Raw genomic sequence first — 12,253 nt, 5'->3', positions numbered from 1 at the left:
TATGAGCGGGAAATATCATTAAAACTCCAATTTCCCTATTAAACCCTAATCCAAAAAAAATATGAATCTCTTTCTTTTGAAGTCCAAAAGAAACAAAAGCCTTTTTTTCCTCTCCGAAGGAGTCTTTTGGACTTAGGCAGCCGGCGCAAACCAACCGCACACAAAAACCAAAAGCCCACGGGCTACGTTTTACAGAAGGGTAAAACAATGCCCCTTGCCAAACCCACAAGGCCATCTTTCGCCTTTTGTTTAACAGCTGCTGAGGGAAAAAGCATGACGCCTAGAATCCCAGTTCATTTGACAGCAGATATTAAAATCTGCAAAACGCACAAAAATAATCTCCCGCAGATTAACGCCGATCAGCGCAGAAACAATCTGCGGAATTCTGCGACATCTGCGGGAAACAAAAATCGTCCGCCCACAGACCCTTCCCAATCGATTTTCCGCCTTGGCTGGTGCGGCAGAGACAACCCTAGCCCTCGCACAACCTTTCATAGCATCAGACGCAGCGGCGGCATTTATTCGATTCTTTTTTATTCTTTTTTAAAGGCTCTCATGGTCTCGGCGAAGAGCCTCGGCTTGTTTCTTTTCTGCTGAAGGAAAAGAAAAAATAATCATTATGAGTTTAGAATTTGATCTTTTAATTAAATTCCCCCTGGACAAACTGATTAATAACTTATTCTTAATTAAATAACTTCAATTAATTTCTCTTCAGTTTTTTGGGATAGGCTTCCGAAGCATACAATATTGTTTTCAGGAATGCCATTTTCTCTTAACACCTGCTCAAATTCCTGACACTTGTCAAGCTCCACAGCAACTAGTAGTCCGCCGCTAGTTTGCGGATCTGCCAAAATATGCTTTTGCCTATCGCTAATGCTTTTTACTTTGTGGCCATAGCTTGCCCAGTTTCTGCCGGTGCCCCCAGGAATTGAGTTTTGATCTAAATATTCATCAATTTCATTTATTTTGGGAACTTTATCGAACTCAATAAGTGCTTGTAAATTACTTCCTTCACACATTTCGGAAAGGTGACCTAATAACCCAAATCCTGTAACATCGGTCATTGCCCTTACATAATTTAGTTTGCCCAAAGTTTCGCCGATTTTGTTTAACATCGACATGCTTTTGGGGGCTATATGGGCATGCTCTGGCTTAAGTATCCCCTTTTTTTGTGCGGTGGTTAATATTCCAACACCTAAAGCTTTGGTTAGGTAAAGTTTACATCCTGCGGTGGCTGTTGAGTTTTGTTTCAAGTTTTGGATATCTACCATGCCATTAACGGCGAGACCGAAAATTGGCTCGGGACTGTCGATGCTGTGTCCGCCGGCAAGTGTAATACCAGCTTCGGCACAAATGGAGCGTGAACCTTCCAACACTTTTTGAGCCACTTCTGGTGATAATTTATCAATCGGCCATCCTAAAATAGCGATGGCGAGCACCGGCTTTCCGCCCATAGCATACACGTCACTGATGGCATTTGCTGAGGCTATTCTCCCAAAATCATAAGCATCATCCACAATAGGCATGAAAAAATCGGTGGTCGAAATTAATGCGGTACCATTTCCCAAATCTAACACAGCAGCATCATCACGTGTATTATTTCCAACTAATAAAGATGGGTCTACAGCATGTTTTATTGGGCTGTGCAGGATTAGGTCGAGTACTGCCGGACTTATCTTACAGCCGCAGCCAGCGCCATGTGAATATTGTGTTAATTTTATTTCTTCCGTGTTCATTTATTAGTAGTTAGATATTAGATATGAGATATTAGATATGAGATATGAGATGCTAGAGTTAATCAGAAATTTCTTTAAGCCTTGCTCCTTATTCTACTGACATTATTGATTGAATGTAATTGAAAAGGAGCATGCTATTTTCTATGCCATCGGTACTTTTGCAATCCAAAGAATGAACACTTTCCTGACTTCTTTTTCCTTGTCCGTTGCTGTACGTTTTATCGTAATAAACCAACACTAGCTTAATGAAAACCTCCATTTGGTCGGACTCAATGGCACGAATGGCGTCTCTAGTTTGCTCGGGACCTAATCTTTTTCCAATTTTTATGGTACGTTCAATTAAGAATTCTTTATCAAGCTTTCCATATTCTTCAACTAAAAAGTCGACTCTTTTTTGAAATGGTACTTCTAGTTTTAATAAAGTCGATTCGCGCATTTGCTTAAAAAATGGGTTGGGTAAAAAGCATCTACCGATTGATAGGCTTTCATCTTCGACCCATATTGGCCTTGTACCGTCTGTTTTTTGGAGTTGTGATGCAAATAGATTTTCAAAATACTCCTGAGTCGGTTGTATCAATTTGCCCATTGAGCCATAGGATGATCCTTGGTGTTGCGCGAGATCCTCTAGATCAATAACCTGTTGATTTAGTTTTTTTAGCTCCAAGAGAGTTTTTGTCTTGCCTGAGCCAGTCATTCCTCCTAAAACGATAAGCGGATAATCTTTTTTCAATTGCGCTAAAACCCAATTTCTGTAGCGTTTATAACCGCCTTCTAAAAGATATACCTCAAACCCATAGAGGTTTAATGCCCAGGCCATTGCGCCACTACGCATGCCGCCGCGCCAGCAGTGTACTAGTATTTTTTTATTGGGAGCTATCTTTAAGGCTTCTTTAATAAATGCTGACCATTTGGGGCCAGTCAAATCAAAACCTAATAGAATGGCCTCTTCGCGTCCTTTTTGTTTATAGGTTGTTCCAACTATAACCCTTTCCTCATTGGAGAAGATTGGAAGATTAAAAGCACCTGGAATACTCGCATGTTCAAATTCCAGTGGCGTTCTTACGTCAACCACAGGAGTAGTATCAGCCATTTCTAGGAATTTAACAATATCCAGGGTTTGAATCATTTTTTATAAAATTAGTATTTTGAGGATTGAATGCCTGCAAAAAATGTGTGATTATCTATTTCAGCTGTCTTAAATACATCTGAATGGTATTTTCCAATCCGAAGTAAAGGGAATCACAAATGAGCGCATGCCCAATGCTGACTTCCAGTAAACCCGGTATATTTTGTGAAAAATATTTTAGGTTATGGAGATCCAAATCATGGCCTGCATTTATACCTAAGCCAAGCTGGTCGGCCATCTTTGCTGCTGCAATGTAAGGTTTTATAGCAAGAGCTTTATCTTCATGATAGCCCGAAGCGTAAGCTTCAGTATAAAGTTCAATACGATCTGTTCCTGTAGTTTGCGCGGCTTCAATCATTTCTTCATTTGGATCCACAAAGATGGAAACGCGAATTCCGGCCGACTTAAATTCAGCGATAATATTTTTTAAATAGGATTGATGTTTGACGGTATCCCATCCATGGTTGGAGGTCAATTGACCTTCAGTATCCGGCACTAGGGTAACTTGAGCAGGCTTGTTGGCTAAAACAAGCTCAACAAATTTTTGCTCTTTTGGATTTCCTTCAATATTGAATTCTGTTTGGATCACCTTCTTCAGGTCGAAAACATCTTGATAGCGGATATGCCTTTCATCAGGACGAGGGTGAACGGTTATTCCTTCAGCACCGAAACGTTCTGCATCAAGTGCCACCTTTACCAAATCCGGATTATTGCCTCCTCTGGAATTACGAAGAGTAGCTATTTTATTGATGTTGAGGGATAGTTTTGTCATGGGGGGTGAGGTATGAAGTCTGAGGTATGAAGTATGAGGTATGAAGTATGAGGTATGAAGTATGAGGTATGAAGTATGTGGTATGAAGTATGACGTTTGATGTGTAATTTATTTAGTTTGTACTAAATTAGGCTAAGATTTCCAATTAATATAGAGCTTATATAGTTTTGCGCCAATTTCGTTTGTTTTCATTTGTAAAAGATTAAATTGCTGAGGTGTAATATACTCACAGTCTTTGGCAAAATTCAACCAAACCTTGCTTTCTTCCAAAGATCCAGTTGAGTAAATTAGAAATTTCTTAAATTCTGCCTGGTATATTCTTCTACCGAAACCTTCTGCAATATTAGCACTTATAGATCTAGTTGAACGAATAATTTGGCTGGTTAACGAATATTTCTCCGATACCGGGAATTGCTTAGATAGATGGAAAATATCAATCGAAAATTGATATGAAAGTCGGTAGACCTCCAGATCTGAAAATGATTTTATCATAAAAAATGCTTACCCGAAAGTAAGCATTCTTATAAAATTTGTCAAAATTGAAGGTTTAAACTTAGTAAACGGTAACCTCAGACCTCCATCCTCATACTTCAGACCTCCATCCTCATACTTCAGACCTCCATCCTCATACTTCAGACCTCAGTCCTCATACTTCAGACCTCAGTCCTCAGACCTCCATCCTCAGACCTCCTACTTCAGTCCTCCTCCCTTAATACCTATAAGCATCCCCCTTAAACGGACCTTCAACTGGAACACCAATATAATCAGCCTGATGCTGGTGTAATGTTTCAAGTTCAACGCCGATCTTTGCTAGGTGTAAACGAGCTACTTTTTCATCCAAGTATTTTGGAAGAACATAAACTTTGTTCTCATACTTATCTGTGTTTGTCCAAAGTTCTAACTGGGCCAAAGTTTGGTTTGTGAATGAGTTAGACATTACAAATGATGGGTGACCAGTTGCGCATCCTAAATTCACTAAACGGCCTTCAGCAAGAATGATAACATCTTTACCATTGATTGTGTATTTATCAACCTGTGGCTTTATCTCAACCTTAGTATTGCCATAGTTTTCATTTAACCATGCCATGTCAATTTCATTATCAAAGTGACCGATATTACAAACGATAGCTTTATCTTTTAATGCAAGGAAATGCTCTCCACGAACGATGTCACAGTTACCGGTAGTTGTTACTACGATATCAGCTTCCTTAATTGCTGTAGAAAGTCTTTTAACTTCATAACCTTCCATTGCTGCCTGTAAAGCACAGATAGGATCAATTTCAGTTACAATTACACGAACTCCCTGAGAGCTTAAAGAGATTGCAGAACCTTTACCTACATCACCATAACCACAAACAACAGCCACTTTACCAGCCATCATCACATCAGTTGCACGACGGATTGCGTCAACCAATGATTCACGGCAACCGTACTTATTGTCGAATTTAGATTTTGTTACTGAGTCGTTCACATTGATTGCAGGTAAGTGCAATGTTCCGTTCTTCATGCGCTCATATAAGCGATGAACTCCGGTAGTAGTTTCTTCAGAAAGACCTTTGATTGCTGCGATAAGTGCAGGGAACCTGTCAAATACCATATTAGTTAAATCGCCACCATCATCTAGGATCATGTTTAATGGGTTGCGTTCCGGACCGAAATGTAAAGTTTGTTCGATACACCAGTCAAATTCCTCTTCATTAAGACCTTTCCAAGCGTAAACCTGAATTCCGGCAGCAGCAATTGCCGCAGCAGCATGATCTTGAGTTGAGAAAATGTTACATGATGACCAGGTAACTTCAGCACCAAGTTCAACAAGCGTTTCAATTAAAACTGCTGTTTGAATGGTCATGTGCAAACATCCTGCGATGCGGGCACCTTTAAGTGGCTTTGAAGCACCAAATTCTTCGCGGAGTGCCATTAATCCTGGCATTTCTGCTTCTGCAAGACCGATTTCTTTACGGCCCCATTCTGCTAATGTGATGTCCTTAACTTTGTAAGGCACATAGTTTGTCTCTACTGATGACATAGTTTGTGGTTTAAATACGAGTTAACGTATTGATAAATAAATAATTATTTTTTTGCTTTCGGAATTTTTTAGATTATTCCGGCCTGAAAAATGTGCTGCAAATTTACGTTTTTTTTAATTAATTAAATAAATTTCCAAGAATAGGATGAAGGATTTTGAATAATTTACAATTAAATGGGAATAGGTAATTTAAAGAAATATTCCTGTAATTTATAAGTGGATGCAATTTGATTAGTAATTAAATCGTCAAATATAAGTTGAGGTAGGGTCGTTTGCATACAAATACTTAACTTTGTTGGATTGAATTTTAACTCATTAATAAATATAAGATATGTATCCAGAATATTTAGTAGCACCAATGCGTCAGGAATTGACTAATGCCGGATTTCAGGATCTGAGAACAGCCGATGAGGTTGATCAGGCTATAAAATCAGAAGGTACGGTGCTTGTGATGGTAAACTCAGTTTGCGGATGTGCAGCTGCCAATGCTCGTCCTGCAGCTAGAATCTCTACACAAAACGAAAAACATCCAGATAGATTTATTACTGTATTCGCAGGAATGGAAAAAGAAGCGGTCGACACAGCGAGAGCTCATATGCTGCCTTACCCTCCATCTTCTCCTGCAATTGCCTTGTTTAAGGATGGTAAATTAGTTCATATGATCGAGCGTCATCAGATTGAAGGTCGCCCAGCTCAAATGATTGCTGATAACCTGAGCCAAGCATTTGATCAATATTGCTAATCAAAATCAACGCATTATCAACAATAAAATCCGGCTTTAGGTCGGATTTTTCTGTTTTACACCTTTTTTTAATAGATTAGATAAACCAATAAATTGTGTATGAAATTTACAGCCTTTATTCTTTCTACTTTTTTAGCTATCCCTGCTTTTGCACAGCAAACATTTATCCAATGTGGCCGCTTAATTGATGGAAAATCAAGCACGGTTCAAGCTGAGATGACCATCGTAGTAGAATCGAATAAAATAATAGACGTCAGAAAAGGGTATCAGTCGGGCGCTGCTAATGATAAGCTCATTAATATGAGAAACCAGACGGTAATGCCAGGTTTCATTGATTCCCATGTGCATTTATCAAGCGAAACTAGCAAGAATCAGTACATGGAAGAGTTTACGCTTAACGACGATGATTATGCCTTGAAAGCGGTTAAGTTTTGTGAAAGAACCCTAATGGCTGGATTTACAACAGTTCGTGATTTAGGCGGTCATGTTGCCATTTCACTTAGGAATGCAATTAATCAGGGCGATATAATTGGCCCTAGGATATTGGCTGCCGGAAAAAGTATTGCTACAACTGGAGGCCATGCCGACCCGTCAAATGGGTATAGTAGAGCCTTGATAGGCGATCCTGAAGCCAAAGATGGCGTGGTTAATAGTCCGGAGGAAGCCAGAAAAGCCGTTAGGCAACGCTATAAAGAAGGTTCTGATGTAATAAAAATTACTGCTACAGGTGGTGTTTTAAGTAATGCAAAGGATGGGGCAGGAGCACAATTTACTGAAGATGAAATCTTGGCAGTGGTGAGCACGGCCAAAGATTATGGTTATCGTGTTGCAGCACATGCTCATGGTGCTGAGGGAATGAAAAGAGCCATTCGTGCAGGTGTTTCTTCTATTGAGCATGGTACATTTATGGATGATGAGGTTATCGGTTTAATGAAGCAATATGGCACTTACTATGTCCCTACAATTACTGCGGGCAAATCAGTTGCCGATTCTGCAAAGATCCCGGGATATTATCCTCCACTAGTTGTTCCGAAAGCCATTGCTACCGGACCGAAAATTCAGAGCACTTTTGCCAAGGCCTATAAAGAGGGTGTAAAAATCGCATTTGGAACGGATGCGGGTGTATTTGCACATGGTAAAAACTACAAAGAGTTTGAATATATGACTGAGGTAGGGATGCCTGCTATGGAAGCAATAAAATCTGCAACGATGAATGCGGCTGATTTATTAGGAATTTCAGATCGTTTAGGATCGATAGAAAAAGGAAAAATAGCCGATATTATAGCTGTAAGTGGAGATCCTTTGAAGGATATAAAAGTTCTGAGCTCTATGAACTTTGTGATGAAAGAAGGGGTGGTTTATAAGCAGTAAGATTTTCTGTTGTTTTTTTTATGCATCAAGCACTTATGATGATTTACCCGCTCATGGCCGCGGGGGGCCTATTCACTTTTTCCTGGATGAAAATTAAACATGCCGAGGCTCTTAGCCGAGACCATGAGAGCCGTTAAAAAACAATAAAAAAGAATCGAATAACAATCACCGCTGCGTCTGATGCTATGAAAGGTTCTGCGAGGGCTAGGTTTGTGGTTGCCGCACCAGCCAAGGCGGAAGATCGGTTGGGAAGGGACAGTGCTAGGGAATTCTGCTAAATAATGAGAATATTTTTTTATATTCTTTTAACTTCTAACGTCAAACCACCACCCCGTCATCTCGAACATTCGGCTACAAAGGTGAGGTTTAGCGTTAATGTAACGAGTGGAGAGATCTCATGCTATAATAAACTAACGTCAAACGTACCAGGATTTTAGGCGTCATGCTTTTGCCCGCAGCAGCTGTTAAACAAAAGGCGAAAGAAGGCCTTGTGGGTTTGGGAGGGCATTGTTTTACCCTTCTGTAAAACGCAGCCCGCGCGCTTTTGGTTTTTGTGTGCGGTTGGATTGCGCCGGCTGCCTTAGAGGAAAAAAAAGGCTTTTGTTTCTTTTGGACTTCAAAAGAAAGAAAATTCAAGATATATTGATGATTTACCCGCTCTTAACCGCGGGGGCTTATTTCTTTTTCCTTGATGAAAATTAAACATGCCGTGGCTCTTCGCTGACCATGAAAACCTTTGCAAAAGCATAATAACTAATTCCTTAAAATATCTTTTAAAGGCAGTAAATACTCCTTATAATACTTTTTTAATCTCCCGGAAGAGCTTTAAAAATCTTTATTGAGTAATTTTTCAAGCTCTATAAATGTAAGGTTTAAACGCACGCGTCCTTGTTTGGCATAAGATATTTCGCCAGTTTCTTCGGAAACAATTACAGCTACAGCATCGCTAATTTCTGAAATTCCTATTCCAGCCCTGTGCCTAAGTCCGAATTGCGGCGGAAGCTTATCATTTTCTGTGAGGGGTAAGATACTGCTTGCGCATTTGATTCTGTTTTCAGAAATGATGACTGCGCCATCATGTAAAGGGCTATGCTTCTGAAAAATGCTCTCTAGAAGTCGCTTTGAGATCTTTGAGTCAATAATTTCGCCACTATTTTTATAGTATTGCTCATCGTAGAATTTGGCAAAGACAATTAAGGCGCCAGTTTTACTTTTCTGCATGCTTTTGCAAGCGTCAATAATTGGTTTTATTCTTGCTGCATTGTTTTTTACAATTTCCTTGTTTCCAAATAGAAAAGACCACCATGCTTTGTTTTTCTGTAAGGAGGCATTTCTGCCGATTAGCAATAAGAATCGTCGGATTTCTTGTTGGAATACTACGATTAAAGCGATAAAACCAACACTTACAAATCCGCCTAATAGTTCAGAAAGAAGGCGCATTTCTGCCTGCTTCACCATTTTATAAGCTGCATAAATGATAACTAAGCCTAATAAAATGTTCAGGGCAATGGTGCCTCTAATGAGGTTGTAGACGTAATAAATTATAAAAGCAACCAGAATTATGTCGATTACATCGAGAAAACGCAAATTGAGGAAACTAAAATCAAAACCTTGCATCCTACTAAAGTAAATATTAATTACGATTTATACTATTTTGCTTGAGGATCTAAGCTTTTCTACGATTATTAAAGCTTCTTTAGCTTCACTTACATCATGCACCCTTAAAATATTTGCTCCATTCATTAAAGCAATGGTATTTGCAGCTGTGGTACCATTAAGGGCGTGTTCCGCATCGCTTTCCAGTAATTTATAAATCATTGATTTTCGGGAGAGAGCCGCTAAAATTGGGTAGCCTAAAGTTTTGAGTTGATCAAGTTTTGCAAGCAATTCGTAATTTTGATCTATGTTTTTGGCGAAACCGAATCCTGGGTCAATAATTAGGTCCTTTGCACCTAAATCATGTAATTGTTTAATCTTTTTTGTAAAATATTGAGATAATTCAGCCAATAAATCTGTGTAATCTGTTAATGTGGACATTGTTTTTGGGGTACCTCGCATGTGCATTAAGATATATGGTACTCCTAAGTCAGCAATTGTTTGAAACATATTTTCATCCATCTCTCCGCCAGAGATATCATTTATTAGGTGTGCACCTTCGCTAATTGCTGCTTTAGCAATTCCTGACCTGAAGGTGTCAACTGAAAGTAAAGCTTGCGGGAATTCCTTTGCAATAGCCTTTACCACCGGTATCAGTCGCTCGTACTCCGTTTCCTCAGAAATATGTTCCGCACCGGGCCTCGATGAATATGCACCTAAGTCGATCAGGTCGGCACCTTCAGCTAATAATTCTTCAGTTTTTCTGAGGGCGTTTTCTAAATTATTGTTCTTTCCGCCATCGTAAAATGAATCTGGGGTGAGGTTTAGAATGCCCATTATTTTGGGTCTAGAAAGATCTAGCAATGTTCCGCGAACATTTAACGTTAATTTTTGCTGAAAAACTGTATTTTTATCCGCCATATCGAGGCAAAATACCGATTATTTCATTGTACTAACAAATAAATATTAAGACTTTGATAAACAAAACTTCAGTTGAATACGATGACGTAATCAAGGTGTGTAGAACGCTTTTTTTAAAGAAAAGCACTGATTATGGCACTGCATGGCGTATTTTGAGGATCTCCTCAATTACCGATCAGATCTTTATTAAGGCGCAAAGAATACGAACTCTTGAAGAAAAAAAGGTTTCAAAAGTTGGCGAGGATATAACATCCGAGTACATTGGCATTGTTAACTATTGCGTGATTGCGATGATGCAAATTGATCTCGAAAATGATGAAAGAACGGAGTTGCCTGTGGACGAGGTGGAGATGCTTTTCGATAAAAAGGTGCAGGAGACAAAAGAGTTAATGTTTGCAAAAAATCACGATTATGGTGAAGCTTGGAGAGATATGAGAATCAGCTCTTTAACAGACCTCATTTTGATGAAAATTCTTCGAGTGAAGCAGATAGAAGATAATTTAGGCCAAACTTTAGCATCTGAAGGGGTTCGTGCCAATTATCAGGATATGCTTAATTATTCGGTCTTTGCCTTGATAAAACTTGACCTGCACAAGGGAGTGATATAGATTTTTCTAATAATATTTTAATTAATACTAATGAAAACTGCCTTTTTACAAGTTATTCGAGCACTCGTAGGATTATTATTTATTTTTTCAGGCTTGATTAAGGCCAATGATCCCCTGGGTTTTGGCTATAAGCTTCAAGAGTATTTTGAAGTGTTTCACATCAGCTTTTTCAATGATTATGCTACAGCCTTTGCGATTTTATTGTGCACACTCGAAATTATTTTTGGAGCCTTACTTTTGTTTGGTTTCTGGACTAAAAAGGTGGTGTGGGGTTTATTAATAACGATTGTCTTCTTCACATTCTTGACGTTTTATTCTGCGTTTTTTGAGGTAGTAACTTCCTGTGGTTGCTTTGGAGATGCCATACCACTCACGCCTTGGCAATCCTTCTCAAAAGATATTGTGCTATTGGCGATGATTCTTTATATCTTTTTAAACCGTAATCAGATCAAGCCATTGATTGAAAGTTTGAAAGTTCAGCAGCTTATTGCGGCACTAGTATTGGTATTATCGCTAGGTTTTGGAATATTTACCTATAGTTATTTACCGATTCTTGATTTCTTACCTTATAAAATTGGAAACAATATCCCACAATTGATGATAACTCCCCCAGGAGCCGAACCAGATGTGTATGAGATTAATTATAATCTGAAGAATAAAAGTACGGGTGAGACTAAGACACTTACTGATAAAGAGTATTTAAAAACAGAGATTTGGAAAGATCAGAATTGGGTGATTACCGGTGAGCCTATCTCTAAATTAATAAAAAAAGGATTTGATCTTAAAATTAAAGATTTAAGAATTACTGATAGCCAGGGGACAGATTACAATCAGGAGATTTTAGAAAACCCCTATTATAATTTGGTTATTGTTGCTTATAATCTGTCTAAAACTGATGCATCTGGCATTGGAAATATGAATGCACTTGCAATTAATGCTGCAGAAAATTTCAATGTTCGTACGGTATTGCTCACCTCCAACTCCTCTAGTGATGCGGATATCTTCAGCAAAAAAAATAAATTGGTGATGGAAGTATTCTATGCGGATGGTATCCCCTTGAAAAGCATGGTTAGAGCGAATCCAGGCATACTTTTATTGAAAAATGGTACGGTAATCAATAAATGGCATTTTCGAAATATGCCATCTTATGATGAGATGGTTGCTCGTTATTTTAGTAAAAATTAATTTTCTACATCCTTAATTGGATTTTATTTAACAGAAAGCAGCATAATTTTTCTGCTTTGAGATTATATATTTTAGTTTATGAAGATTTTTCTTGTTGGGTTTATGGGAAGTGGAAAAACCACTATCGGAAAAAAGTTGGCTAATTATTTGAAATATGAGTTTATAGACCT

At 38.6% G+C, this 12,253-nt stretch carries 13 protein-coding genes; 5 read left to right on the top strand and 8 right to left on the bottom strand.

The genetic code is table 11. The features are described 5' to 3' along the window. The 6 genes from ACILQF_RS05380 to ahcY all read right to left on the bottom strand — a co-directional run. Nucleotides 1-235 (bottom strand): hypothetical protein (locus ACILQF_RS05380; protein ID WP_395626388.1); only part of this gene is annotated, 235 nt, incomplete at its 3' end. 451 nt (nt 236-686) lie between these two features. Beyond that, complete coding sequence (gene selD, locus ACILQF_RS05375) at nt 687-1,736, bottom strand: selenide, water dikinase SelD (RefSeq protein WP_395626387.1); 1,050 nt, start codon at nt 1,734-1,736, stop codon at nt 687-689. Nucleotides 1,737-1,824: 88 nt separating this feature from the next. Continuing rightward, entirely contained in the window at nt 1,825-2,862 is a 1,038-nt protein-coding gene (mnmH, locus tag ACILQF_RS05370) for a tRNA 2-selenouridine(34) synthase MnmH (RefSeq protein ID WP_395626386.1), read from the bottom strand. Nucleotides 2,863-2,917: 55 nt separating this feature from the next. Next, on the bottom strand, nt 2,918-3,634 hold the full coding sequence (locus tag ACILQF_RS05365) for a pyridoxine 5'-phosphate synthase (protein WP_395626385.1): 717 nt from the start codon (nt 3,632-3,634) through the stop codon (nt 2,918-2,920). Between the two features lie 132 nt (nt 3,635-3,766). Beyond that, on the bottom strand, nt 3,767-4,126 hold the full coding sequence (locus tag ACILQF_RS05360) for a four helix bundle protein (protein WP_395626384.1): 360 nt from the start codon (nt 4,124-4,126) through the stop codon (nt 3,767-3,769). A 217-nt stretch (nt 4,127-4,343) separates the two neighbouring features. Continuing rightward, nucleotides 4,344-5,660, bottom strand: a complete 1,317-nt coding sequence (gene ahcY, locus ACILQF_RS05355; protein WP_395626383.1) for an adenosylhomocysteinase — start codon at nt 5,658-5,660, stop codon at nt 4,344-4,346. Nucleotides 5,661-5,991: 331 nt separating this feature from the next. Between ahcY and ACILQF_RS05350 the strand changes: the two genes are divergently transcribed. Together ACILQF_RS05350 and ACILQF_RS05345 are read left to right on the top strand one after the other, a co-directional pair. Next, the gene (locus ACILQF_RS05350; RefSeq protein ID WP_395626382.1) at nt 5,992-6,402 is read left to right on the top strand and encodes a BrxA/BrxB family bacilliredoxin; all 411 of its coding nucleotides are present in this window, start codon (nt 5,992-5,994) and stop codon (nt 6,400-6,402) included. A gap of 99 nt (nt 6,403-6,501) precedes the next feature. Continuing rightward, complete coding sequence (locus ACILQF_RS05345; protein ID WP_395626381.1) at nt 6,502-7,773, top strand: amidohydrolase family protein; 1,272 nt, start codon at nt 6,502-6,504, stop codon at nt 7,771-7,773. Between the two features lie 825 nt (nt 7,774-8,598). Here the strand turns inward: ACILQF_RS05345 and cdaA are convergent. After that, complete coding sequence (cdaA, locus tag ACILQF_RS05340) at nt 8,599-9,390, bottom strand: diadenylate cyclase CdaA (protein WP_395626380.1); 792 nt, start codon at nt 9,388-9,390, stop codon at nt 8,599-8,601. Nucleotides 9,391-9,417: 27 nt separating this feature from the next. Continuing rightward, nucleotides 9,418-10,290: a dihydropteroate synthase gene (gene folP, locus ACILQF_RS05335; protein WP_395626379.1), complete on the bottom strand. Its 873-nt coding sequence runs from the start codon at nt 10,288-10,290 to the stop codon at nt 9,418-9,420. Between the two features lie 53 nt (nt 10,291-10,343). On the opposite strand from folP, the gene ACILQF_RS05330 reads away from it, so the two are divergent. The 3 genes from ACILQF_RS05330 to ACILQF_RS05320 form a co-directional block, all read left to right on the top strand. Next, nucleotides 10,344-10,898 carry a DUF1599 domain-containing protein gene (locus tag ACILQF_RS05330; RefSeq protein WP_395626378.1) on the top strand — a complete coding sequence of 185 codons (555 nt, stop codon included), beginning with the start codon at nt 10,344-10,346 and terminating at the stop codon, nt 10,896-10,898. Between the two features lie 30 nt (nt 10,899-10,928). Continuing rightward, nucleotides 10,929-12,083 (top strand): BT_3928 family protein, encoded by a 1,155-nt coding sequence (locus ACILQF_RS05325; protein ID WP_395626377.1) that lies wholly within the window; start codon nt 10,929-10,931, stop codon nt 12,081-12,083. 78 nt (nt 12,084-12,161) lie between these two features. Then, a partial coding sequence (locus tag ACILQF_RS05320) for a shikimate kinase (RefSeq protein ID WP_395626389.1) occupies nt 12,162-12,253 on the top strand: 92 nt, incomplete at its 3' end.

The sequence above is a fragment of the Daejeonella sp. genome (assembly GCF_044232565.1).
In the GTDB taxonomy this organism is placed as follows: domain Bacteria; phylum Bacteroidota; class Bacteroidia; order Sphingobacteriales; family Sphingobacteriaceae; genus Daejeonella.
The sequence above is the reverse complement of the archived record's forward strand: the minus strand, read 5'-3'. Positions and strand labels throughout refer to the sequence as shown.